The organism is Enterococcus sp. AZ078, from assembly GCF_051714985.1.
In the GTDB taxonomy this organism is placed as follows: domain Bacteria; phylum Bacillota; class Bacilli; order Lactobacillales; family Enterococcaceae; genus Enterococcus_B; species Enterococcus_B hirae.
The window spans coordinates 1,437,312-1,462,006 of record NZ_JBIOSW010000001.1 but is presented as its reverse complement, the minus strand read 5'-3'; the positions used below and the strand labels follow the sequence as shown (position 1 = coordinate 1,462,006).

Genomic DNA, 24,695 nt, shown 5'->3' with positions numbered 1-24,695 from the left:
AACCCAAAAACTATTTTTTCAAAAGAAAAAAACGACTGAAGACCCTTGTCTAACAGTCGTTTTATGAACTTAGCTTTTACAATTGGTGAAAATCCAAAGTGTTGAATCGTCCACCTATAAAAAATGGAGGACTTTTACCTAAACGAAGTGAAATAGATGATTACAGAGAGTAACTTCCTATTTCTTTTCTTCCATTTATTTACTTAAAAAATCACTGATTGCTGCACGATTGGCGTCATTGTCGATCACCAAAATACTTCCGGCATAACTACTGTTTCCGAAGTTCCATGAACCTTCAACAGGCACACTTAAGCGATCCACACCACCGACACCTCGAGCAATCAACAAGAGATTTTTGATAATAAACAATGATGAAACATCCGTTGAGGTATAACCAATGGCTTTTCCGGCAGCGTAAGGGGCACGAATCAAGTTTAGGGGATTTTTTAGCTGACTAAAAATCGTATTCATGACTTGTTGTTGCCGTCTTACTCGACCAAAATCACCTTCTTCGTCTTTTCTAAAACGTGCATACTGTAAAAGTGTATGACCATCCATTTTTTGGACACCTTTTTTGATATCAACACCATCCAGATTCAAATCTTTCTCTGCATCGATCTTGATACCATTCATAAACAATGCATCGACCACTTTTTCAAACGATTTAAAATCGACTTTTGCGTAATACTGGCAATCAAGTCCAAAATTTTCTTTGATGGTTTGACGGACCAGATCAGCACCGCCATAAGCATAAGCTGCATTGATCTTATTTTGACCAACTCCTGGAATTGTTACAAAACTATCACGCATAAATGAGATCAATTTTGGTTTATGAGCAGGTCCATCTAACTGTAACACCATGATCGTATCTGCACGACCAGCATCCTCACCTCTCGTGTCACTACCTAATATCAGAATATTATGTGCGCCACTCGAAGACTGTACACCATCAAATGATTCCGTTGTAACACTCGGCAAACTGGTATCATGTTCTGCCATGGATTTCCCGACAAAAAAGGAAATGACTGAAAATAAGAATAAAAATAGGATAATGCCTAGAATGATTTTCCCCCACGAACGTTTCTTTTTTGGACGAACTTCTTTTGGCTCTTTCTTCCTCTTAAAAAAGCTTTTCTTCGTTTGATTAAATCCTTTTTTGTTTCCTGCTTTTGCATAGGAATAAGGGGTTTGATAGTCATTAGCTTGTCCTTCTCTGGAAGAATAAGAAGAATCCTGATCAGGTTGATAGATCCGAGTAGCTTCATCTCTTGAATCATTCAACGCTTTGTCCTTTTGACGTTCACGTCTAAAAAAACCGGTTGATTCTTTTTTTAGTGGTTTTGCTTTTTTATGGATGTTCTTATAACGATCCATCCGACTCATTTTGTTTCCTCCCTGCTATCTGTACAAGTAAATAAAGGATACGCTATCTTCTTGATAAAAACAGCTATTTGAACCACAATTTAATAAAAAATAACGAAATGAGACAAGCCATTACACGTAAAGCTCGTCACACTTCTTGTTCTAATCGTTCTCGTATGTTCTGGACTGGCATTTCTCGATGTGTCCACAGTTCAAAAGCAATTGCTCCTTGATGAATCAACATACCTAAACCATTATAGGCTTTGATTCCCATTCTTTTGGCTTCTTGGATTAATCGTGTCTCACTAGGGGAGTAGATCAAGTCAAAGACGGCTAATTGCGAATGCAACAACTTTACATCAGCAATCGGTAATTGGTCTTTCTTGCTTCCCATTCCGATATCAGTTGCGTTGATCAATAGATTCGCCTGACTCAAATCTAATGCCAGTTGACTTTCGTCCGCATAATCATGTAATCGGATGGGACAACCTGTTTTCTCAGAGACTTTCGCAAAATACTCTTTTAGTGGTAAAAAAGTGGCATTCAAACGTTTGTAGATAGTGATTTCTTGTGCGCCTTCTAGTGCCATTTGTACGACAATTGCTTTTGCTGCACCACCTGCTCCCAGAACAACGATTTTTTGATTTTTGATTGGATGCCCCGTTTCGTTGACGGAACGTACAAATCCCATACCATCTGTATTGTAACCAATCAAACATTGCTCCTGGTGAACGATCGTGTTGACCGCTCCGATCAATTCCGCTTCAGGGCTTAACTGATCAAGGTATGCCAAGACAGCCGTTTTATTCGGCATTGAAACATTTACGCCCAACATATCTAATGTGCGGATACTCTCAACGGCTTGTCCTAGGTTCGTTTGATCTACCTCAAAAGCTAGATAAACGGCATCAATACCCCAATGTGAAAATGCCAGATTGTGCATCAACGGTGAAAGACTATGAGAAGCAGGCTTTGCAAAAAAGCCTGTGAGTTTTGTTTTACCAGAGATCATCTTTTTCCTCCTTATAAAATAAAACAACCATCCAATCCTCGTAAACATGACACGAGACATCAGATGGTCGATTGTTTAGTTCTGTTTCTTGTGCTTTTTCTTATGTCTATGATTGACGAGTCTTTCTAAGTTTAAAGGAGGGATGAGAAACTTGTCAACATGATTGTCAAACAAGCGGGGCCTCTTTTTCATTCATTTAAAACAAATCAATCTACTATAGGCATACTAGGCATAAGTAGAAGGAAAAGCAGTCAGTAATCAAAAACTAATCTAACACTTCTTCAAAAAATTGTAATAGATCCGCTAGTGACAATTGCTCTTTTTCTTCTTTAGACAAATCTTTCACGATCCGTCCTTTTTGTAAAACGATCAGACGATTCCCATAATTCAAGGCATCTTCCATCCGGTGGGTGATCATCAAGCAAGTCAAGTGTTGTTCAGTAATCCTGCGATTGGTTAATTGCATCAATGATTTGGCAGTTTTAGGATCGAGCGCTGCTGTATGTTCATCTAATAGCAGCAACTCAGGCGCTTCAATGGTCGCCATCAACAAACTCAATGCTTGGCGTTGCCCTCCTGATAATTCCCCAGCTGGCGTATCTAGATGCTGCTCCAACCCATTTCCAACTTCTTGACACAATTGATAAAATGTTTCTCTTTGGTTCTTTAGGTTACGGAGACGAAGGGGTCTTTTCTTTCCTCTTTTTTGAGCCAAAAGCAAGTTCTCTGCTACTGTCATCCTTGGAGCTGTGCCCATCTTAGGATCTTGGAACACCCGAGAAAGAAAAGAAGCCCGTTTTTCTTCTGTTTCTTTCGTGATATTCCGCTCTTTAAAAGCGATCGACCCTTGACTTAATTGCAATGTTCCTGCGATCGTGTTGAACAGCGTACTTTTTCCCGCACCATTTCCACCAAGGACCGTAATAAAATCGCCTTTATTGATTGTCAAATCAATTCCATCTAATAATACTTTTTCTTCATTCATGCCATTGCTAACGACTTTTTTTCCATTTTTAATTGTGATGATCGCTGTCATGGTCAAACCTCCTTTTCAAAACCGGTTTTAAGTTTCAATGCTTGTTTTAACTGAGGAATCATCAAACAAATGGCTAAAATAATAGCGGAGAAGAGTTTGAGATATGTTGTGTCAAACCCAAGTTTAATGACGATCAGGATCAATAATTGATAGATGATGCTTCCCACGACAATGGCAATCAAGCGTTCTGCTAAAGTTAATTCGTGGAAAATCACTTCTCCAATAATGATAGAAGCTAGCCCGATCACGATGACACCAATTCCTTTATTGACATCGGCATACCCATCATTTTGTGCAATCAATGCACCTGATAAAGCAATAACACCATTTGAAAGAGTCAATCCTAAGATTTTCATTCGATCTGTTTTGATCCCTAAGGAACGAGCCATCGTTTCGTTGTCTCCTGTCGCGATATACCCTTGACCTAAATCGGTATTGAAAAAGAACAGTAAGACACCAATCAAGAGACTTAATGCAAGCAAGCCAAGTAACACGGTATCAAAATAGTCAGGTAAATGAAGACCATTGAACGTATCTTGTAAAATCGAATGATTCAATAAAGAAAGATTTGGTGTGCGCATCACGAATAAAATCACCGAGTTTAATCCAGACATGACTAAGATTCCGGCAAGGATCACGGGGATCTTTCCTTTGGTATACAACAGCCCCGTAACTAGTCCGGCAAGCATGCCTGCACCAACGCCAAGCAGTGTTGCTAAAACCGGTGAGATCCCATGAGTGATAGCTGTCACACAAACTGCTCCACCTAATGGAAATGATCCTTCAGTCGTCATATCAGGAAAATCCAAAATCCGATAAGTCATAAAGATTCCTAATCCTAAGATTGCCCATAACATCCCTTGCGAAATTGCTGATACGATCATTGTTCATCCCCCTCGTCTTTCGGTTCTTCTGAAACATTTTTAGCTTCTTGCTTTATTGAATCAGGAATCGTGATCCCTAATTTTTCCGCCTGTTTTTCATTGATAATAACATCGCCTTTATCAAAGACGTAAACAGGTGTCGTTGCTGGTTTTTCTTTTCCTAGTGCAAGCATCGCAGCCATTTTCCCACTTTGGACACCTAAATCATATTGGTTGATTCCGATCGTTGCCAAGCCACCTTGTTCGACCATTGAATCAACTGAAGGGATCACTGGGATCTTCGCTTTATCAGCTTCTTTTACCACTGTCTGCATAGCATTAGCAATTGTATTGTCTAAAGGAACATAGATGAAATCCACTTGTTGACTCATCACTTGGACAGTTTGGGCGATTTCATTCGTAGAAGGTACAGCATATTTTACTGAAGTTAAACCTGCTTTTTGAATCGCTTTTTCTGCTTGGCTTACTTGGTATTTTGAATTATCTTCTGAAGAAGCGTATAAAATCCCGACTTTCTTCGCATTCGGCAACAATTCAGCGCCTAACTTGATTTGCGCTTCAACAGGAGGCTGATCAGATACGCCTGTGATGTTTCCACCTGGTTCTTTTAAAGACTTCACTAAGCCGGCACCAACTGGATCTGTGACCGCACCTAAGACTAGTGGGATCGTATTCGTTACATTAGCTAAAGACTGAGCAGCCGGAGTAGCGATTCCTACCAGGACATCTGGGTCAGCTTGTACTAATTGTTGACTCATGGTGGCTAATTTACTTTGATCTGCTTGCCCGTTTTGAAAGGAGATCGTTAAATTTTTTCCTTCCTCAAGCCCTGATTGTTGGAGACCGTCTTTGATCCCACGGTAAATTTCATCTAATGCCGGATGGCTCACATATTGCAAAACCCCAACGGAAACAGTTTGATCCGTTTCTTTTGGTTTCGATTCAGTAGAAGCAGGTGTTATTTTTTCATAAATAAAGGTTCCTACTAAGTAAAGCATAATAAGTGCAACAACTGTGATCAAACGTTTATTTTTCATTTTTCTTCCCCCTCATTCCTTTAATCATCATTATTCAAGTCTGGTTTCTGACACGAACTGACAAAAAAAGACAATCACCCCAACGGTAATTGTCTTCTTACATACAAAAAACCGCATAGATCGAATCTATGCGGTAGTCAAATTTCTTGTCCAGCATAGATACAAATTTTAGATTTGTACTCTAAAAAGTTGTATCTACGGTCAAAGTTCGCCATCAATACAACTTATCTACGCCAGTTACGCCAAGCTTGAGTTGTTCCTGCTAAAAATTGGTTTGATAAGTTCATTGTGGATCATCCTTTCCTTAATAATTAATCTAAGTCTAATCGAATTTAGCATGTTCGTCAACTGTTTTTTTATTCCGTCTTATTTCCAGCATTAAGATCTGTTCCCAGTTGAGCATTAGTCGAAGTCGTTTGCGTTTCTTTCCCAAGTTCTTCTTCTAATTTCTTGATATTCGCTAATGGCAAACGATTTAATTCGGGAATCAGCTGCGTAGGCAAATCACTTAACTGATTTGCGTTATAGACTAAGCGATTGGTTTCTTTGCCATTTTGGAAAAAGATTACCGTCAAATGCTCTTGCTTTAAATCGTAGCGTTGTTCTAATTCATTGACCTGATAAACCAATGGGTAAAAATAAATAGGGCGATTCAATTCCGCCATTTTTTTTGGATCATGAAAAATGTCCATTAATGCTTGATACATTTCTCCACTTGGCACACTGAACAAAACTGAAATAGCTTTACTTTCTTCAATTGTTTGCGAGGCTTCATTGATATTCAAAGGTTTAAGCTTAGGAGAATTGATTTCTGCATAGACTAAGCTCTCCACCTGTGCTTCTCTAATATTTTTAGGAAAGACAAACATCGTGATCGTAATGACCAGTGAAACAAGGAATACGAACAATAAACGCATAAAATAGCGTTGTGGATGCGTATCGAAATCAGCCAAAAAATGATGGTATTTGACTTTGATGGTCTCACTTATCTCTTTCCACATAGCGATCACCTTCTTTTTCGTTTTCTTTTATTATACCTAAGTTTGAGGTAGATAGAAAAAAATACATTTAAAGAATATCGATTATTTTTCAATCCAGTATCTTTTTATGATCAAATCAGTTGATAACTACCTAGTAAATTGGTCTTTCTACGTTTTTTTCGTTATAATGAAACTACTTATGAAAAGAAATGAGGAATGAACCATGTCCTTTGATGGTGTCTTTACTCATGCAATGATCAATGAATTGCGTGAGACTCTATTATCTGGTCGGATTTCTAAAATCCACCAACCTTACGAAAATGAAGTCGTATTAGTGATTCGCTCACGTGGTAAAAATCAGCGTTTGCTCTTATCTGCACATCCTAGTTATGCTCGAATCCAGATCACTCAAATCGACTATCAAAATCCAGACACACCACCGAACTTTGTGATGATGTTACGCAAGCATCTTGATGGGGCAATTTTGGAGTCGATCGAACAAATCGAAAACGACCGAGTGATCCACTTTCATTTCACGAAACGAGACGAACTAGGAGATCTCCAAAATATCATTTTGATTGTGGAACTCATGGGACGTCATAGCACGATCATCTTAGTGAACAAAGAATCAGGAAAAATCTTAGATGCGATCAAGCATATTGGTAGTTCACAAAATACTTATCGTTCCCTTCTGCCTGGTGTAGACTATATTGCTCCACCTGAACAAAACCAGCTGAATCCCTTTAGTCAGGAAAAAGAAAAAGTCTTCCATCGGCTTTCTCAAATGGACTTGACACCAAAAGGAATCCAACAACAATTTCAAGGAATCGGTTTTGATACTGCGCAAGAATTGGTGGCTCGCTTAACAGAACGCCCCAATGAAAAAATGTTGGTATGGCAAGAATTCTTCACAGCAATCGACACCCAACTCTCCCCTAGCCTTTATGAAGTAGCGGAGAAAGAATATTTTACGCCGATCAACTATCGTTTCTTTGACTCAAATACGCAACAAAAAAAGATGTACCCGACTCTCAGTGCGTTATTAGATGCGTTTTATCAAGAAAAAGCGGAAAAAGACCGTGCCAAACAACAAGGTGGCGAGCTCATCCGCAAGATTGAAAACGAGCTTAAGCGAAACAGAAATAAACTGAAAAAACGGGAGCAGACCTTAAAAGATTCGGAAAATGCCGAAGATTATCGTCGAGATGGCGAACTATTGACTACTTTTATGGCTCAAGTACCTCGGGGCGCAAATGAAGTAACATTGCCTAATTATTATGAAGAAGATCGGCCGATCACAATCAAGCTTGATCCAGCATTAACGCCCAATCAAAATGCCCAAAAATATTTCCATCGCTACCAAAAACTAAAAAATGCCGTCAAATTGATTGGTAAACAGATCGAAGAAGCCAAAAATGAGATCGATTATTTAGAATCTGTCTTGTCTCAGTTAGAGATTGCTGGTCCTATGGATATCGAAGTGATCAAAGAAGAATTGACAGCAGAAGGTTATTTAAAAAAGAAATCTTCGAAAAAACAAAAACGCAAGAAACCTTCACAGCCAGATCAATATCTTTCTACTGATGGTACGTTGATCTTGGTAGGGAAAAACAATCTTCAAAATGATCAACTTTCCTTAAAAACGGCGAAGAAAACAGACTATTGGCTCCACGCCAAAAATATTCCTGGCTCTCATGTCATTATCAAAAGTGACCAGCCATCTGATGAAACGATAACTGAAGCCGCTGAATTAGCTGCTTATTTCTCAAAATACCGTCATTCCGCCCAAGTACCCGTGGACTTGGTTCAAGTCAAGCATTTGCGCAAACCGAATGGCGCAAAACCAGGCTATGTGATCTATGAAAATCAAAAAACGATCATTGTTACTCCGGAAGAAGAAAAGATCAACAAGATGAAACAGATGACTAACTGATGTAATGCAATTTAATCTAGTCAACAGTATCGCATCTGGCCATCATCGATGAGTAAGCACTCCCCTTTTTATTCGCTAACATGACAAGTGCCTGTTCCAGAAAATATCGGATGATTTTTCTGGAACAGGCACTTGTTTCTATTGCGATCTTTGAACGAGTTCATCCAAGAAACTTCACTCTTGTCTTTCATGACAGCAAAAAAACGAGTAAGATGCCGAATGCCACTCTTACTCGTTTGTTAAAAACAGGCGTTTTGTTGATTTCTTCTCACTTTCTTTGTTCTTTTAAAAAGCTGGAATATTTGCGCCTTTCGAATTTTTCTTAATATACTCAGCGACTTCTTTCGTCGTCATTGCTTTTTTCAATACATTGATTTTCTCGCTGTCTTTTTCCCCTTCTCTCGTTACCAATTGCAAAGCGTAATGTTTGCTGGCAGCTTCATCTTCCAGTAAAATCGCATCTTTGGTCGATAAGCCCGCTGGTTCTAAGTAAGCAGGGTAACAAAAGACCATCGCAATGTCCTTTTCATCATAGGCTTTTACTAGATTCAATAAATCGATTCGTTCAAATTGAAGATTTTTAGGATTGTCAACGATATCCGCCACTGTACCGTTGAACCCCATGTTATCCTTTAATTTGATAACACCATTTTTATTTAAGATCGCTAATGCTCGACCTTCATTTGTTGGATCGCTTGGAATACCGACTTTAGCATTTTTGGGCAATTGATCAGCATTCTTATAATTTTTGGAATAAAAGCCTCCCGCAAAATAATAAATGGGTTGAACGGCGACTAAATCTGCTTTTTTTTCTTGATTGAACATTGCCATAAACGGTTCATGCTGTGCAAAATTGGCATCTGCTTCATCATGTTGAACGGCATCATTATAAGCCACATTGTCACTTACTTCCATAATATCAATGGTGTAACCCTGTTTCTCCGCTTCTTTTTTGGCAATCTCCAAAATATCTTTTGATGACTCTAACTGAACAGCCACTTTGATTTCCTTTTTGTCTTTATCCGCTGAATGACCTCCACAAGCTGCTAAAGTTAAGATCGCAATCATTGCGAAACCAATCAAATAAAACTTCTTCATTCTTCTTCCTCCTATTTTCGTTTATCCAGTGTCTGAGCAACAAAGTTTCCCAGCATTTGTAAAATAAAGACTAAAACGATCATGATCACAATGGCGACATACATGACCCCATATTCATAGCGTTGATAACCGACACGAACAGCAAAATCACCGATTCCGCCACCGCCAATGACTCCCATGACAGTCGAATAGGAAACCATACTGACAGTCGTCGTCGTATACGCCAAGACTAAACCACTTCTCGCTTCTACTAGTAAAAAATGCCAGATATATTGAAAGCGAGTCGTCCCTAATGAATTGGCCAATGCATAAGTTTCGTCAGAAACATCCAGCAAAACCTGTTCAACTAGCCGGGCAAAGATAGTGATCGCAATGATACTAAGTGGTACAGAAGCTGGTATAGGACCAAAGGCTTTGCCTAATACCGCGCGAGTTACTGGGATCAACGCAATCACAAATAATAGATATGGAAAAGAGCGGATCACTGTGACTAAAAAATTCAAAGTCCAATAAATCCAAGGATAATGACCTCGAACTTTAGGATTCGTCAAAAACAACCCTAAACCTAGTGGCAATCCGCCAACCACCCACACGCCCATCGAAATAGCCATCATGATGCCCGTTTCTTCGAGACTGGTCAGTAGCGCTGGCCAATACTCCATCATGCTTTGTGAATGAATCATTGCGCTAAGCTCCTTTTTATTTTTTCAAAATACGTCAAGTTTTCTTCCGTATAACGTTGTGGGTGATTTCTTAACTCGCCAATCAACTCGCCATTTTCCATGACCAAAATTCGTTGGCATAAGCTTTTCACGGTTTCTAATTCGTGACTAACAAAGAAAATTGTCGGCTGGAATTCTTCATGGACTTTATGCAATAAACGAATCACACTTTCCGTATTTTCTTCATCTAGTGAGCTGGTGGCTTCGTCACACAATAAAATTTCTGGATCACGTGTCAACGCCCGAGCAATCGACACTCGTTGCTTTTCACCGCCAGATAGTTTTACTGGATATACAGCAGCTTTATGAGCCATCCCAACAAAATTTAATAAATAATCAATTTTTTCACGATTCTTTTTCTTTTGCAGCTTCAATGGTAATGCCACGTTTTCATACACCTTTAAGTTATCTAATAGATTATGGTTTTGGAAAATCATCCCCATTTTTTGTTTTTGCTGCCTTTTTTCTTTTTTGTTCAACTTTTGAACGGCAACACCATCGATTAGGATTTCCCCACTACTAGGTTCTTCCATTAAGTTCAACAAACGAAGTAACGTGGATTTACCAGACCCGCTTTTTCCAACGATTCCGATGATCTCACCTGGTTCGATTGTCAAATGAATATTCTTTACCGCTTGCGTGCCTTCATAGCTTTTAGTTACATTGATCAATTCAATCATCTGTTCCTCCAATGAAAAATAGTACACCTTATCAAACTGTTTGATAAAAATAGATAAATCAGCTTATTGGTTTTCTATTTGAATAAAAAACGCTTCCTAAATACTAACTGTTTCTATAATGGCGGAGTATTCGTAAAAAAGCAACTTTTTTACTCATCTTCTAACTGTTTTTTAACTGTATTAATAATGGTGTTTTATAAACCGATTTATCTGTATCTTTTAAGAACCCTCACTGTAACAAGCATGTATTCTATCTATTGCCATTAATCACCATAAGCTAACAACGTTGTTATTTCTTTTTTCAACAAATTCAGTTTCTTTTTCATAAAAACGAAAAATAGGAGGAAAAGAAAAAGCGGTCAAACGATCGCTGTTGCCGATCATTCAACCACTTTTTCAATGGCTCTATAATTTGAGAGCGGGACAATAGTTCTTTCTCAAAAAGAAAATAAGTTCGACTTTGATGGCTAGTGTCAAAATCGAACTTATTTTTTCTATTATGTACACTTTCCTCTCCATATATTTTCCTAATTTTCTTAAATTTAATGCCATCAGTGCCAAACCAATATCAATCGTTGCTCCTTGTTTCCCACGTAAATGGAAACGATGGAACACCAAGCTAGCCTTTAGATATCCGAACGCGGGTTCGACCTCGATTTTCTCCTCTAAAAGCTTTTTTCTGCATTCTGCTTTGAAATAGCGCCCATTATTATTTACTTGAATTTTTCGCTTTTATTCACTTTTCGCACGCGTACATTAACGACGGACTGGACAGTTCCGACAATCCTCACATTCATAGATTTTGAAATCTTGAATAAAGCCACCTTTATCTTTCGACTATCATTTTTGAACGGTATCGGACGATTCGCTGGGCAAATGTATTCATCTTGTTCTTCAAGGTAGTGCCAGTTTTCCACGTTAAATGGATTCTCCTTGTATTTCTTTTTGTTTTCTTTGTGATAACTTAGGATTTTTTTGATTAATCAATTAATCAACATGAAATAACAAAAAAATCTGAGACAGAATGAGGTTCATTCTGACCCAGATTTGATTTTACACCACTCATCAGTCCTTATTGACAAAGAGCCAAGGTTTACACACTTTTTGTAGACTATCTTGTCATAGATATAGTTGTATTTTGTGCAATAGGTTTCTCTGAATTATTTAAAACTATACTTTCTAGTTTTTTTGAAAGGTTCTGTTTCAATGATATGTCTCTTTTGTTTCTTTCTTTAGCAAAGTTAATATTGAGTTTATTATACTCATTAAGAAACTTTTTTGCTTCAAAAGGACTTATTTTCCCTTGGCCTTCAAGCGAATTTATATGATTTACCTCCTTAATTATTTCAGCTTGAATATGAAATTTTTCCGACTCTAATTTTGGAATTATGTTACGATTTATCTCATTAAGGTCTGCTTTTACGTCACTAATATTACGAGGATTTTCAAATTGAGTCCTATACTGATCCTGTAATAGTAAAAGTAACTCTTTTTCTTGCCTACGGAAAGCATTGATTTCTTGAGTTTTCTCGTTGAACTGGGATATAAGTTTTTTACTTCTTATTAGAATACGTTCTGTTTCTTGTAGAGAAATAGTAGGTTGCTCTGTGCGTGATGTTGTCGTAGGTTGCTCTGTGTGTGATGTTGTCATAGTTGATTTACTTGTGCTCACAGAATGGGTTTTCTTTGATTCTATAGACTCTTGTAATTGATTTACCATGTCTTTACAATTGGATATAAGATAGTCGATATGCTTTTTATTTGTACTTAAAACTTTTATTTCTTTATAGCATTCTTTAAGCATTTTTTTGTTCTTTATTTTATGCTTTCTTAAATTTACCTTTTGCTGTGTCATTTTACCATATTCAATTACTATATCATTTCTTAGTTTACGGAATTTCGAGCAAAAATTTTGAACCCGCCGGAGATTCGTTTGTAATTGATTAACTTCTATAGAACTTTCAGTAGAAATTCCCTCTTTTAATTTTTTAAAATCTGTCTCTTCTTGCTTAATAAGATTCTTTATTTTTTTATGTAAAAATTTTTTAGCAGAATATGGCTGTCTTGAAACATCATCTTGTATTTTATCTAAATGTTTTAAGTCCCCCTTATTTCTGTGTTTTGAGTGTAGTTTTTTGTGTGGATAAGTTTTATCAGATAAACGGGTGGTTTCATTCCTGTTTTCTAAATCTAGTACTTTTCCTAATCCCCTCCCTTGATTTTGGTTGTCTAAACTAGGCAGTGCCCTTGCTCCGCCTATTCCACTTGCTATGCTTAAAGCATTAATAAAAGTAACTATCATTTTGTCTAATCTCATATGCCATCAATCTCCTTTTCATTTAATGATTTTCACTTATCCTAAGGAAAATAAAAACTTATACAGAAAAAATTCTGTTTCAAAAGCCATAATGCACCGATCATCAAAAGTTAGACCAAAAATCTAACGTCTGAAACTTTAATTTGCCCAAAGTCTGTTCGAGTCTTTCTAATCAAACCAACTAGTCCTTCACGTTCCTATTTTTGTACCCAACGATAGAGTGCACATAGAGACGCTTCACTTTTAATAGATATTTACCTTAGCTACTACATTTTTATCTAAAAGAGTTAATTCTTGGCTACTATCTGCCACAGTAGATGGTTCATTTATTGTAGAAGCATATCCAGAGATTTTGCTTTCAGATACGCAAATTCCAATAGTTAAAATATCTAAAGATAAGATAAACTTATTTTTCATTTTCTATTACCTCGAAATCCAAAAAACAGAAAGCGCTTTCTGAATAAATCATAACAGAGAAATCAAATTATATATATAAAAGTCATAAAAAATAGTTTTCATGTCATAATCGTTCATTTTTTCTGTATTGTCCTTTATTTATAAAAAATTATTTCCACATCCACAGTCAATAAGAACAACGAAATTCAATTCATTTTAGGATATAGATTAAGGTGTTGATATAAAAACTCGAAATTTTTTGCATACAAATAATTTACAATTGTTATTAAATTTTATAAAGGTAATTTATAAATTTATTCATTGTTCATTTGTACAGGTTGATCGTATTTTACAAATCAATCAACTAGATAAATTACTATAAGGAGTAGCGAGAGATAATTTAGTGATAGATATCTAAAAAGATACCATGAAAAATTGGTTTAGTTAAACAATTACGGAGGAGTAAATATTAGCGATTATGACGTAAAACACATATTTTATGAAATTTTTTTACATAACTTAAAGTATATAATATATCAGAATAAGAAAACGTTTTTTTGTTGAAAGTGCTATCTAACACCTTTTAAGGAAACTTAAATAATGTGAAGAAAAAAATATTATTTGGTATTTATTTTGTCTCATTGTCTTTCAAAACACAAAAAAAATCTGAGACAGAATGAGGTTCATTCTGACCCAGATTTGATTTTACACCACTCATCAGCCCTTATTGACAAAGAGCATTTTCAATTTGTTTTGATCTGACTCAGTAAAACGGTTAGACTTTCCATGAATTTTTGTGCAATTTCGCTTAATTGGCGCTTAGCTGAATAAATCACGTACAATTCATTTTGGGGACTATTTGCCAACGGAATCAAACGTAAATACTCTTTGATCTCACCAATGACCAGCCCAGAACCTGAAGCATAAGCATCTGTTTCTAATACGATATTCATCAATGTTCCCCGATCACTCGTATAGATAACCGTTTCTTGATCAGGACTTTCAATCAAGTCTTCATAAAAATAAGGAAAATTATTGCCATCTTGTGTAAATCTCACTTGCGGATAAGGAAGTAATTCTTCTTTAAAGATTTCTTTCTTTTCACTAAGCGGATGCCCCTGACGTAAAAAAATATGCGTTTGAAATTCTCCTAATGAATGGGCAACTAGCTCCCCTTGCTCTAAGTAGCGCTTGATCCCTGCTTGATTGTGTTCATTCATATAAAGAATCCCAATCTCACTATGCTGATCCTTCACTTCTTCAATCACATTAGCAGTCGTTGTTTCAACGATTCGAAACTGTTTGATCTCACTTTTGAAAGAAGAGATCAACTTTGCTGTTAAAGGACCTAAGAAATCATAATGTTGCGAAGCAATTGAAAAGCTTTCACGCTTCTCATTCGTCAAATAATAATTTTCTAAAGACTCTAACTGTAAGAGAATCCGTTCCGCTCTTTTTAAAAACTCTTGTCCTTCCTCGGTCAGATACGCCCCTCGATTCGTTCGAGTGAACAGCGTGATCCCTAACTCGGTTTCTAATTCTTTGATTCCTGCGGAAAGACTTGGTTGTGCGACATAGAGTTTTTTTGCTGCTTCTCTGAAACTCCCATTGTTCGCTACAGCAATTACATATTTTAATTGTTGGAAGTTCACTGATGATCCCTCACAAAATAACTGATTGGACGATTTTTCAACGGTTGGAGCGGACGGTTGTTTGGTTGTGCATACTGACCTTTGAAAGGAATCAAGAAATCTTTATTTAGTTTTTGGACTTGGTCCATGACAAACCATTGGATTGGTCCACTCGTTGGTGGCGTAGTTAAAGAGCCGACATAATGGTAATGGCTTTTTTGTTCAGGAAAAAGCACCAATGGATTGGTCCAATGTTCATGTTTTTCTACATCCCAACTATCGCCATTGTTTCGATCATACAACCAACCTTCATCCGTCGTTAGCTGAAACATCACACCAACAACTAAATTTTCTTTTTTGGCATTCATATGAACAAAGTGGAACTCGATATCTTCTTGATTCCCATTGATCAGATGTTCAGAAGGCATATGAAAATGGATATCTGTGAGATAATATTTCTGACCTTTAAATTCGACATAACTAAGCTGATCATAAGGAACCAAGTGGATCGTATTTTTAAATTCTTTATCTGTAAACCGTTGCTTCTGATAATGAAAAGCAATGGTATCTGATTGATCCTTCGCTGGTTCACAAGTGGTCAATGGAATGGGCGACTGCAATTCAAACGCCGCACCTTTAGCAAACCAGTCGCATAATTCAGCCCAATGTTCTGGTCCTCTTTCTCCCGTATATCCCCATTCAACATCCATATTCTTTTTCACTTTTATTCCTCCTGCATCTTTGCAAAATTTTCTATTGTTGACTATTTTTAACGATCGTGGAAACAGTCGCTAAAAAGTCTTCTTTCCCATAAAATTCTTGATTCAGTAATTCAGGGAAAATCTCGTTGAAGAAATACTTGACAGAAGGACGATGCTCAAACCCTTTGATCGTAGTTACCGCTTCAATAAACATCTCTTTATATACTTTTTCTGGATTGTTCTTGATGATCTCTTCAAATGATTCATACAATAGATCGACTTTATCAGAGATTGCTAATAACTCACCTTCCACTGTGTCATCTTTTCCTTCAAACAATCGCCGGCGGTATACTTCTTGAAACTCTTCCGGAATCTCTTGGTTGATGAACTCATCCGTCATCTTTTCTTCAACTGTTTGTAACATTCCCCGTAACTCTTTATTTGCATACTTGACCGGTGTTTTGATATCCCCGATAAAACGTTCTGTGTAATCGTGATTTAACGCTTTTTCATAAAGTAATTTCCAATCGATCGCTTGACCATGAACCTCTTCAATGTCACCTAAGACTTGAGCAATCGAAGCCACTCGATAAGAATGAGCGGCTACCGTATGTTCAGTAAATTTAAAGAACCCTGGCGCTCGTGTAATTTTTTCCAAATTATTCAAACCTAAAATAAATTCATTCAACCCCATAAAATAGCCTCCCCTTTACTTTTCCGATGATTTTATCATTAAATAACTATCTTTCGCAAACATCCCGTTTGTAAATCAACGAAAAATTAATCTTTTTACTGAGAATCACGCAATTTTACTATAAAAAAATAGAAACCAGAAAAACAACTCTAGTTTCCATCAAAATAATCATAAAATCAAAACCAGCTCTGTGTAAGCTCCTCGCCTTAAAAACGACAAGCGAAGCACAGCAACTATTAGTTCAGAAACATTCAAAACAACATTGCTCTAAAACTCTCATCAAGTCTTGCACTAGGACTGCCACGTTTTGGAAGCATTCAAAACAACATTGCTCTAAAACAAGCTTGGAATCTTACCTTTCAATAAATCAGTTTTGGAAGCATTCAAAACAACATAGCTCTAAAACAACGCATATAACCTGCACTTTTAAAAGCTAGTTTTGGAAGCATTCAAAACAACATAGTTCTAAAACTCAAAGCCTATCAAAGATAGTTTTGAAGAAGTTTTGGAAGCATTCAAAACAACATAGCTCTAAAACCTCGCAGAAATTTTTTTCTTACGAAATTCCGTAATCGCGCTACTCGTCCATAGCAAAACTTTCGTCTTGGATGCTTCCTTTGTTTCATTCAGTTGTTTTGTTTGATCCTAGTATACCATGGATTTTGTTCAACGAAAGCCCTTTTTTGAGTCTTTTGTTTTTATTCCATCTTCGTATCCTTCGTTACTGTTTTAACCAGTCCGCTGGATTCTTTTTCCATTCTTTTAACAAGGCTAATTCCGCTTCATCAATATATTTTTCGGCTAACGCTGTTTCGATCAAGACAGAATAATTCGTGAGAGTAAATAGTGGTAACTCTGCTTTGGCAAAATTTTCTTCACCTGCTGGTAGTTCATACGTAAAGATCGCTGCTACGCCTAATACATTAGCGCCTTCTCTTTTGGCTGCTTCCGTTGCTTCTAAAACGCTTTGGCCTGTCGAGATCAAATCTTCGATCACAACCATTTTTTGACCTTCAAAAATCCGTCCTTCGATTTGATTGCCTTTACCGTGATCTTTCGCTTTACTACGGATATAAACCATAGGCAAGTCCAAGATTTCTGCCACCCATGCAGCGTGAGGGATTCCTGCTGTTGCTGTACCAGCAATGACTTCCACGTCAGGGAATGCTTGCTTGATTTTTTCTGCTAACCCTTGAGCAATTGCTTTTCTGACTTTTGGATAACTCATCGTGATGCGGTTGTCACAATAAATCGGGCTTTTTAGTCCACTTGCCCACGTGAATGGTTCATTTGGGCTTAAGAAAACCGCTTCAATAGCTAACAAATCTTTGGCAATGTTCTTTTCAATCGTATTCAAATTGATCGACTCCATTCTTCTTTGATTGTTTGGTAGGCTTGGTAGGGATCTTTCGCTTGAGTGATTGGTCGTCCAACCACGATAAACGTTGAACCAATTCCTCGAGCTTGGGCAGGCGTGACGATCCTCGTTTGATCACCTGCGACGCTTCCTTCTGGTCTGATACCCGGAGAAAGACAAATGAAATCTTGACGGGTGGCTGCTTTGATGCCACTCACTTCTAAGGCAGAAGAAACAACGCCATCCAGTCCAGCAGCTTCGGCACATTTCGCATAATGGATCACACTTTCTTCTAAGGGAACTTGGATCAATTGATCATGATGCATATCCGCTTCACTCGTTGAAGTAAGCTGAGTGATCGCTAACAACAATGGGCGTTTTTTGCCAACAGGCGTTCCTTCTTCTAGCCCACGTAGTGCCGCTTGCATCATTTTGATTCCGCCAGCTGCATGGACACAAGTGATATCCACGCCTAGTTTTGCTAACCCACGCATGGCTTTTTCCACCGTATTAGGGATATCATGAAGTTTCAAGTCTAAAAATACTTCATGTCCGGCATCTTTCAACCAACGAACAATAATCGGTCCTTCCTGATAAAATAATTCCATTCCGATTTTTACAAATAATTTTTCCTCTTCAGGGAATAGTTGCATAAATTGTTCCACTTCTTGCCACGTCGAAAAGTCTAAAGCAATAATTGGTCGTTGGTTCATTTCATTCGTTCCTCTCTTACTTCTTTGATTAGTTGTTGGAGGGATTCGATCCCTAATTCTGCCATTCGTACGGGTAGTTCTTCAATCAGTTTCGGACAAATGTACGGATCCGTAAAATTAGCTGTTCCTACTGCCACGGCACTGGCTCCTGCCATGAACATCTCTAAGACATCGTCAACAGTTTGGACACCGCCCATACCAATGATCGGTAACTCGGAAACAGCGGCGACTTGATGGATCAAACGAATCGCCACTGGTTTGATCGCAGGACCAGAAAGACCGCCTGTCTGGTTGGCTAAAATAGGTTGACGTGTTTTCAGATCAATCCGCATACCAAGTAGTGTATTGATCATCGTAAAGCCATCTGCCCCACCGCTTTCGATTGCTTGTGCGATAGGTACGATATCCGTCACATTAGGGGAAAGTTTCACATAAACTGGTACACTTGCAACCTTTTTGACAGCTTGTGTCAATTGAAAGGCAACGTCTGGGTCTGTCCCAAAGGCAATGCCGCCATGTTTGACATTCGGGCAAGAAATATTCAACTCGATCGCTTTGACATTCGGCGCTTCTCCAATTTTACGACAAACCTCGACATAGTCTTCTTCACAGGCACCAGCGACATTCGCAATGATAGGTAAATCTGGATAGACAGCTAATTCTGGTAACAGTTCATTCATGACAACTTCCAGACCGGGATTTTGCAATCCGATCGCATTCAACATACCGGAGGGTGTTTCCGCCACACGTGGGGTGGGATTACCAAACCTTGCATGCGGCGTTGTCGCCTTGACCATAATCGACCCTAATTGATTCAAATCGTAATATTTCCCATATTCTTTTCCAAATCCAAAGCATCCACTGGCTGGCATGATCGGATTTTTCAATTCCAAACCTGGGAGCTTAACTGCTAAGGGATTACTCATAAGACAACCTCTCCTACTTTAAAAATTGGCCCTTCGTCACACACCTTGACACTTTTTGTTCCAGTTTCATCATCCGGTCGATGACAAACGCACGCATAACAAGCACCGACACCGCAAGCCATTCGTGATTCTAAGGACAATTGGACATTTGGGTGATCCGCAAAAAGTTGTTCGACTGTTTTTAAGAGACCATTTGCACCACAAGCAAAGACAGCTTTTGGTTGCTTATGAGTACTCATTAGCAGATTCCCGACGTTTCCATGGATCCCATAGGTACCATCATCCGTCGCTACTCTAGTTTCACCTAATTCATGAAACTTTGCTTCATGGTACATGACTTCTTTTGATGCAAATCCTAAAAAATTGGTGACTTTTACGCCCCGCATATTCAGTTGTTTGGCTAATTCATATAAAGGTGGGATACCAATTCCTCCCCCTACGATGAACACTTCCTCTCCTGCGGACAACCCAGATAGATCAAAGCCATTGCCTAATGGACCTAAAACGTCTAAAGAATCGCCAGCTTTCAACGTAGAAAATTCTTTCGTTCCTTCACCTTCGATTCGATAGATGATCTGGCAAGTGTGGTTTTGTTGATCAATCGAATGGATACTGATGGGGCGGCGTAAAAGCAAATCTGCTCTAGGTACTCGAATATGCAAAAACTGCCCAGGTATTAACATTTCTTTGACCAATTCTCCTTTTAAAGTCAATTCATAAATACGTGGTGCTAGTTGTGTTTGTTGAATGATTGTCATGACTTCTTGCTTCATATCTGCTCTCCTCTTTGGGATTTTTTCATTGCCAAACATCTCGACAAAAGTGATCCTTTCAGCCAATGTCAGTAACAAGGCGAACGAAAATGATCACTTTTATCTCTGTTTAGGTGCCTACAAGCTATTTTAACTATTACTTAATCGTTATAGGAACTGTCACTTTAGAACATGCTGATCAAATCGCTTGTGTCGAAAAAGCTCGAGACTCCATTACCCGAATGATCGCATCCGCTGTATCTAATGAAGTAAATAAAGGAATACCATGTTCAACTGCTTCTCGGCGAATGATAAATCCGTCTTTCGAGGCATTTCCTCGATCTTTATCGATGGTATTAACAACAACCTGTGCTTTTCCTTCTCGAATCAACTCAACAACATTTTTCTCCGTTGCTTTTTCAGAGATTTTAGCAACAGGCGTGACGATCAGCCCATTTTTTTCAAAATAAGCTGCCGTATGCTTGGTAGCTAAAAGGCTGTAACCAATTTCTGAAAAACGTTTAGCTAGCGCTAACGCTTCTTCTTTAGTTTCATCAGCGATCGTGAACAAGACGGCACCATAATCTGGCAGGCGTAGGCCTGATGCTTCAAACGCTTTGTATAATGCTTTATCTAAGTTTTGATCAGAGCCCATGACTTCTCCAGTAGATTTCATTTCAGGACCTAAGTAGGTATCCACTTGTTGCAATTTAGTAAACGAGAACACAGGAGCTTTCACATGGACAGCGTTTGATTCTGGATATAAGCCATTCATAAAGCCTAAGTCACTTAACTTTTCACCTAAGATCGCTTTTGTGGCGATTTGAGCCATCGGTATTCCTGTAACTTTACTTAAAAACGGAACCGTTCGACTTGCACGAGGATTGACTTCGATCACGTAAACTTGATTGTCGTGGATCACGAATTGGATATTCATCATACCGATACAGTTTAAACCACGAGCTAAGCGAATCGTATAGTCTTCAATGGTTTGTTTGATCTCTGCTGAGAGTGCTTGTGGCGGATAAACAGCCATGGAATCCCCCGAATGGACCCCTGCACGTTCAATGTGTTCCATAATCCCAGGGATTAGAACTGTTTCCCCATCACAAATGGCATCTACTTCACATTCACTTCCAAGCAAATAACGGTCAATCAAAACAGGATGTTCTGGGGAAGCTTTCACTGCATGTTCCATATAATCTTCCAAATCTTGTTGATTTTCAACGATTTCCATTGCTCGACCGCCCAAGACATAACTTGGTCTGACAAGAACCGGATAACCGATTTTTGAAGCGATCCCTACTGCTTCTTCTTTACTAGTTGCAGTATCACCTAGTGGTTGAGGTACTTCCAGGCTTCTTAAGGCTTGTTCAAATAAATCACGGTTTTCAGCTCGATCTAGATCTTCAATTGTAGTACCTAAAATTTTGACGCCCGCTTGAACTAATGGCTCCGCTAAATTGATAGCTGTCTGACCACCAAACTGGACGATTACCCCAATCGGTTGTTCAAGTTCAATGACATTCATCACATCTTCAAAAGTCAGTGGTTCAAAGTACAGTTTATCAGAGATCGAGAAATCGGTTGAAACTGTCTCGGGATTGCTATTCATGATAATGGCTTCATAACCTGCTTGTTGGATCGCTTTTACTGAATGGACTGTCGCATAGTCAAACTCGACCCCTTGACCGATTCGAATAGGTCCAGAGCCTAAGACAAGGACAGAATCTTTTCCAGATCGTTCACTTTCATTTTCAACTTCGTACGAGCTATAGAAATAAGGAGTCTGTGAAGCAAATTCAGCCGCACACGTATCGACCATTTTGTATACGGGTTTGATGTCGGATTTTTCACGCAGCTCTCTGATTTGCTTTGCTTCAGTTTTCCACAGTTCAGCAATCTTTTGATCTGTAAACCCGTTTTGTTTCACAGTACGTAAGACGTTTTCATCTTGCGGGTGTTCCAACAGTTCAGTTTCTAGTTCAACGATATGGAGCAACTTGTCTAAAAAGAACAAATCGATCTTTGTCAACTCCGCCAGTTCTTCAATTGGATAGCCACGGCGGATCGCCTCTGCGACATAGAATAAGCGATCGTCTTGGGCACGGACGACTTTTTCGATCAATTCACTATCATCGATCATGTTTAATTCCGGTAGTTCCAAATGGTGTGTCCCGATTTCTAAAGAGCGAACGGCTTTTAATAGGGATTCTTCAATATTACGACCAATCGCCATTACTTCGCCAGTTGCTTTCATTTGAGTTCCTAAAACTCGTTCCCCATTCTCAAATTTATCGAATGGCCAACGAGGGATCTTAGCAACGACGTAGTCCAAAGCTGGTTCAAATTCTGCATAAGTCGTTCCCGTTACTGGATTCTTCATTTCATCAAGCGTCAAACCTAATGCGATCTTAGCTGCCAATTTTGCAATCGGGTAACCAGTTGCTTTACTTGCTAAAGCAGAAGAGCGTGAAACACGTGGGTTAACTTCGATCACATAATAATTGAAGCTATGTGGATCAAGTGCAAGTTGGACATTGCAGCCGCCTTCGATTTTCAATGCACGAATAATCGCTAATGATGCATCACGCAACAGCTGGTATTCATGATCTGAAAGGGTCTGACTTGGGGCGAAGACGATCGAATCGCCTGTGTGGATACCCACTGGGTCAAAATTTTCCATGTTACAAACAACAATGGCATTATCAGCCGAGTCACGCATAACTTCGTATTCAATTTCTTTGAATCCTGCAATACTGCGTTCGATCAAACATTGGGTCACTGGAGAAAGGCTCAGACCATTTTCTGCGATCACTCGAAGTTCTTCTTCATTTTTACACATTCCACCACCCGTTCCACCTAATGTGAAAGCGGGACGAACGATGATTGGATAGCCAATTTTATTAGCAAATTCGACTGCTTCTTCAACAGTTGTGACGATTTCAGATTCGGGGATTGGTTGATTCAGTTCTTCCATCAACTTTTTAAATAAATCACGATCCTCTGCTTGATCGATAGCAGATAATTTTGTCCCTAACAGCTCAATGCCTAGTTCATCTAAAATACCAGATTCTGCTAGTTCCATTGCCATGTTCAAGCCTGTTTGTCCGCCTAATGTCGGTAACAAAGCATCAGGACGTTCTTTTCGCAAGATCCTTGAAACAAATTCTAGTGTGATCGGTTCGATATACACTTGATCGGCAATTTCTTGATCAGTCATGATCGTTGCGGGATTGGAATTTACTAAAACGACCTCATATCCTTCTTCTTTCAAAGCAAGACAAGCTTGGGTTCCGGCATAGTCAAATTCCGCCGCTTGACCAATGATGATCGGACCTGATCCAATCACCATAATTTTTTTGATATCTGTACGTTTTGGCATGTTTATTTCTCCTCTCCTGCATCCATCATTTCCATAAATTCATCAAATAAATGAAGCGCATCATGTGGACCGGGAGCTGCATCAGGATGGAATTGGACGCTAAACGCTGGATAATGACGATGTCTAATTCCTTCCACAGTCCCATCATTTACTTCTACATGGGTGATCAGCAACTGATCTGGATCAACTGTTTTTTCATCCACAGCATAGCCGTGATTTTGAGAAGTAAAATCGATCCTTCCAGTCGCGATTTCTCGGACAGGATGATTCAAGCCACGATGACCAAATTTCATTTTATAGGTATCCGCACCATTAGCTAAGGCAAACAATTGATGCCCTAAACAGATCCCGAAAATTGGTATTTTCCCTTGGATTTCTCGAATCATTTCAATAGCTTCTGGTACGTCTTTTGGATCTCCTGGTCCATTCGTCAGCATGACGCCATCCGGTGCTAAGGAGAGAATTGTTTTTGCATCCGTATTATAGGGTAATACGGTTAAATTGCAGTTTCTTTTACTTAGTTCACGCAAAATACTATGTTTCAAACCAAAATCAATGACAGCCACATTTTTTCCAGTTCCAGGACTTGGATATGGTTTACTCGTTGAGACTTGTTGCACTTGGTTTGTAGCTAAAACGGTCGCTTTCAATTGATCAAAAGCATGTTCAAAGGAATCACCAGCATCCACGATACTCGCTTTCATCGTTCCAACTTGACGAATTTTTCGTGTCAATGCCCGAGTATCGATCCCTGAAATTCCAGGGATATCTTTTCGTTTCAAAAACTCGTCCAATGTCATTTGACTCCGCCAATTAGAAGCCACTCTCGCATGTTCTTTGACGACTACGCCCTTGCAAGTTGGTGCGATGGATTCATAATCATCACGGTTGACACCGTAATTTCCCACCATCGGATACGTAAAGGTAATGATTTGCCCATTGAAACTTTGGTCTGTGATCGTTTCTTGATAGCCTGTCATGCTGGTAGTAAACACGATCTCGCCAAACACATTATTATTCGCTCCAAATGCTTTTCCTTTAAAAACTGTCCCATCTTCTAAAATCAATAATCGTTCCAT

21 protein-coding genes and 1 pseudogene are annotated in these 24,695 nt (G+C 38.6%); 1 reads left to right on the top strand and 21 read right to left on the bottom strand.

Annotated elements, in window-relative coordinates; translation table 11 throughout:
• Positions 1-195: 195 nt before the first annotated feature.
• From IGJ18_RS06835 to IGJ18_RS06810, 6 genes are all read right to left on the bottom strand, one after another.
• Positions 196-1,383: an LCP family glycopolymer transferase gene (locus IGJ18_RS06835; protein ID WP_438843062.1), complete on the bottom strand. Its 1,188-nt coding sequence runs from the start codon at positions 1,381-1,383 to the stop codon at positions 196-198.
• 127 nt (positions 1,384-1,510) lie between these two features.
• Complete coding sequence (locus IGJ18_RS06830) at positions 1,511-2,374, bottom strand: shikimate dehydrogenase (RefSeq protein WP_438843061.1); 864 nt, start codon at positions 2,372-2,374, stop codon at positions 1,511-1,513.
• A gap of 265 nt (positions 2,375-2,639) precedes the next feature.
• Positions 2,640-3,410 carry an ABC transporter ATP-binding protein gene (locus IGJ18_RS06825; protein ID WP_034697918.1) on the bottom strand — a complete coding sequence of 257 codons (771 nt, stop codon included), beginning with the start codon at positions 3,408-3,410 and terminating at the stop codon, positions 2,640-2,642.
• A 2-nt stretch (positions 3,411-3,412) separates the two neighbouring features.
• On the bottom strand, positions 3,413-4,294 hold the full coding sequence (locus IGJ18_RS06820) for an ABC transporter permease (RefSeq protein ID WP_010737553.1): 882 nt from the start codon (positions 4,292-4,294) through the stop codon (positions 3,413-3,415).
• On the bottom strand, positions 4,291-5,331 hold the full coding sequence (gene trpX / locus IGJ18_RS06815; protein WP_095454255.1) for a tryptophan ABC transporter substrate-binding protein: 1,041 nt from the start codon (positions 5,329-5,331) through the stop codon (positions 4,291-4,293). Before trpX ends, IGJ18_RS06820 begins: the two co-directional genes overlap by 4 nt.
• A 356-nt stretch (positions 5,332-5,687) precedes the next feature.
• A complete protein-coding gene (locus tag IGJ18_RS06810; protein WP_438843060.1) occupies positions 5,688-6,332 on the bottom strand; it encodes a hypothetical protein in 645 nt (214 codons plus the stop codon).
• Between the two features lie 202 nt (positions 6,333-6,534).
• On the opposite strand from IGJ18_RS06810, the gene efbA reads away from it, so the two are divergent.
• Positions 6,535-8,244: a fibronectin-binding protein EfbA gene (efbA, locus tag IGJ18_RS06805; RefSeq protein ID WP_010737550.1), complete on the top strand. Its 1,710-nt coding sequence runs from the start codon at positions 6,535-6,537 to the stop codon at positions 8,242-8,244.
• 285 nt (positions 8,245-8,529) lie between these two features.
• Here the strand turns inward: efbA and IGJ18_RS06800 are convergent, their stop codons facing one another.
• The 15 genes and pseudogenes from IGJ18_RS06800 to IGJ18_RS06730 all read right to left on the bottom strand — a co-directional run bounded on the left by IGJ18_RS06800 (position 8,530) and on the right by IGJ18_RS06730 (position 24,695).
• Entirely contained in the window at positions 8,530-9,342 is an 813-nt protein-coding gene (locus IGJ18_RS06800; RefSeq protein ID WP_081129053.1) for a MetQ/NlpA family ABC transporter substrate-binding protein, read from the bottom strand.
• An 11-nt stretch (positions 9,343-9,353) separates the two neighbouring features.
• Positions 9,354-10,025: a methionine ABC transporter permease gene (locus IGJ18_RS06795; RefSeq protein WP_438843059.1), complete on the bottom strand. Its 672-nt coding sequence runs from the start codon at positions 10,023-10,025 to the stop codon at positions 9,354-9,356.
• Positions 10,022-10,744, bottom strand: coding sequence for an ATP-binding cassette domain-containing protein (locus IGJ18_RS06790; RefSeq protein WP_126343980.1), 723 nt, complete (start codon positions 10,742-10,744; stop codon positions 10,022-10,024). Before IGJ18_RS06790 ends, IGJ18_RS06795 begins: the two co-directional genes overlap by 4 nt.
• 405 nt (positions 10,745-11,149) lie before the next feature.
• Positions 11,150-11,709, bottom strand: a pseudogene (locus IGJ18_RS06785) (transposase); the annotation flags it as partial.
• 146 nt (positions 11,710-11,855) lie between these two features.
• Positions 11,856-13,061 carry a hypothetical protein gene (locus IGJ18_RS06780; protein WP_438843058.1) on the bottom strand — a complete coding sequence of 402 codons (1,206 nt, stop codon included), beginning with the start codon at positions 13,059-13,061 and terminating at the stop codon, positions 11,856-11,858.
• A 243-nt stretch (positions 13,062-13,304) separates the two neighbouring features.
• Entirely contained in the window at positions 13,305-13,478 is a 174-nt protein-coding gene (locus IGJ18_RS06775; RefSeq protein ID WP_179133717.1) for a hypothetical protein, read from the bottom strand.
• Positions 13,479-14,200: 722 nt separating this feature from the next.
• On the bottom strand, positions 14,201-15,109 hold the full coding sequence (locus tag IGJ18_RS06770) for a LysR family transcriptional regulator (protein WP_010737543.1): 909 nt from the start codon (positions 15,107-15,109) through the stop codon (positions 14,201-14,203).
• A complete protein-coding gene (locus IGJ18_RS06765) occupies positions 15,106-15,810 on the bottom strand; it encodes a carbonic anhydrase family protein (protein ID WP_010719206.1) in 705 nt (234 codons plus the stop codon). The genes IGJ18_RS06770 and IGJ18_RS06765 overlap by 4 nt, the downstream gene beginning before the upstream one ends.
• Positions 15,811-15,841: 31 nt before the next feature.
• Entirely contained in the window at positions 15,842-16,483 is a 642-nt protein-coding gene (locus IGJ18_RS06760; RefSeq protein ID WP_010719207.1) for a YfbR-like 5'-deoxynucleotidase, read from the bottom strand.
• A gap of 721 nt (positions 16,484-17,204) precedes the next feature.
• Positions 17,205-17,855, bottom strand: coding sequence for an orotate phosphoribosyltransferase (gene pyrE, locus IGJ18_RS06755; protein WP_164445105.1), 651 nt, complete (start codon positions 17,853-17,855; stop codon positions 17,205-17,207).
• The gene (gene pyrF / locus IGJ18_RS06750; RefSeq protein WP_160231745.1) at positions 17,837-18,553 is read right to left on the bottom strand and encodes an orotidine-5'-phosphate decarboxylase; all 717 of its coding nucleotides are present in this window, start codon (positions 18,551-18,553) and stop codon (positions 17,837-17,839) included. Before pyrF ends, pyrE begins: the two co-directional genes overlap by 19 nt.
• Positions 18,550-19,479 (bottom strand): dihydroorotate dehydrogenase, encoded by a 930-nt coding sequence (locus IGJ18_RS06745; RefSeq protein WP_034697879.1) that lies wholly within the window; start codon positions 19,477-19,479, stop codon positions 18,550-18,552. The genes pyrF and IGJ18_RS06745 overlap by 4 nt, the downstream gene beginning before the upstream one ends.
• Positions 19,476-20,252 carry a dihydroorotate dehydrogenase electron transfer subunit gene (locus IGJ18_RS06740; protein ID WP_438843057.1) on the bottom strand — a complete coding sequence of 259 codons (777 nt, stop codon included), beginning with the start codon at positions 20,250-20,252 and terminating at the stop codon, positions 19,476-19,478. Before IGJ18_RS06740 ends, IGJ18_RS06745 begins: the two co-directional genes overlap by 4 nt.
• Before the next feature lie 178 nt (positions 20,253-20,430).
• Entirely contained in the window at positions 20,431-23,616 is a 3,186-nt protein-coding gene (gene carB, locus IGJ18_RS06735; protein WP_438843056.1) for a carbamoyl-phosphate synthase large subunit, read from the bottom strand.
• Between the two features lie 2 nt (positions 23,617-23,618).
• On the bottom strand, positions 23,619-24,695 hold the full coding sequence (locus tag IGJ18_RS06730) for a carbamoyl phosphate synthase small subunit (protein WP_438843055.1): 1,077 nt from the start codon (positions 24,693-24,695) through the stop codon (positions 23,619-23,621).

Bases quoted from the DNA above. Each gene is read 5' to 3' on its own strand.
- IGJ18_RS06835 (WP_438843062.1), bottom strand. From the start codon at position 1,383: ATGAGTCGGATGGATCGTTATAAGAACATCCATAAAAAAGCAAAACCA.
- IGJ18_RS06830 (WP_438843061.1), bottom strand. From the start codon at position 2,374: ATGATCTCTGGTAAAACAAAACTCACAGGCTTTTTTGCAAAGCCTGCT.
- IGJ18_RS06825 (WP_034697918.1), bottom strand. From the start codon at position 3,410: ATGACAGCGATCATCACAATTAAAAATGGAAAAAAAGTCGTTAGCAAT.
- IGJ18_RS06820 (WP_010737553.1), bottom strand. From the start codon at position 4,294: ATGATCGTATCAGCAATTTCGCAAGGGATGTTATGGGCAATCTTAGGA.
- trpX (WP_095454255.1), bottom strand. From the start codon at position 5,331: ATGAAAAATAAACGTTTGATCACAGTTGTTGCACTTATTATGCTTTAC.
- IGJ18_RS06810 (WP_438843060.1), bottom strand. From the start codon at position 6,332: ATGTGGAAAGAGATAAGTGAGACCATCAAAGTCAAATACCATCATTTT.
- efbA (WP_010737550.1), top strand. From the start codon at position 6,535: ATGTCCTTTGATGGTGTCTTTACTCATGCAATGATCAATGAATTGCGT.
- IGJ18_RS06800 (WP_081129053.1), bottom strand. From the start codon at position 9,342: ATGAAGAAGTTTTATTTGATTGGTTTCGCAATGATTGCGATCTTAACT.
- IGJ18_RS06795 (WP_438843059.1), bottom strand. From the start codon at position 10,025: ATGATTCATTCACAAAGCATGATGGAGTATTGGCCAGCGCTACTGACC.
- IGJ18_RS06790 (WP_126343980.1), bottom strand. From the start codon at position 10,744: ATGATTGAATTGATCAATGTAACTAAAAGCTATGAAGGCACGCAAGCG.
- IGJ18_RS06780 (WP_438843058.1), bottom strand. From the start codon at position 13,061: ATGAGATTAGACAAAATGATAGTTACTTTTATTAATGCTTTAAGCATA.
- IGJ18_RS06775 (WP_179133717.1), bottom strand. From the start codon at position 13,478: ATGAAAAATAAGTTTATCTTATCTTTAGATATTTTAACTATTGGAATT.
- IGJ18_RS06760 (WP_010719207.1), bottom strand. From the start codon at position 16,483: ATGGGGTTGAATGAATTTATTTTAGGTTTGAATAATTTGGAAAAAATT.
- pyrE (WP_164445105.1), bottom strand. From the start codon at position 17,855: ATGGAGTCGATCAATTTGAATACGATTGAAAAGAACATTGCCAAAGAT.
- pyrF (WP_160231745.1), bottom strand. From the start codon at position 18,553: ATGAACCAACGACCAATTATTGCTTTAGACTTTTCGACGTGGCAAGAA.
- IGJ18_RS06745 (WP_034697879.1), bottom strand. From the start codon at position 19,479: ATGAGTAATCCCTTAGCAGTTAAGCTCCCAGGTTTGGAATTGAAAAAT.
- IGJ18_RS06740 (WP_438843057.1), bottom strand. From the start codon at position 20,252: ATGAAGCAAGAAGTCATGACAATCATTCAACAAACACAACTAGCACCA.
- carB (WP_438843056.1), bottom strand. From the start codon at position 23,616: ATGCCAAAACGTACAGATATCAAAAAAATTATGGTGATTGGATCAGGT.
- IGJ18_RS06730 (WP_438843055.1), bottom strand. From the start codon at position 24,695: ATGGAACGATTATTGATTTTAGAAGATGGGACAGTTTTTAAAGGAAAA.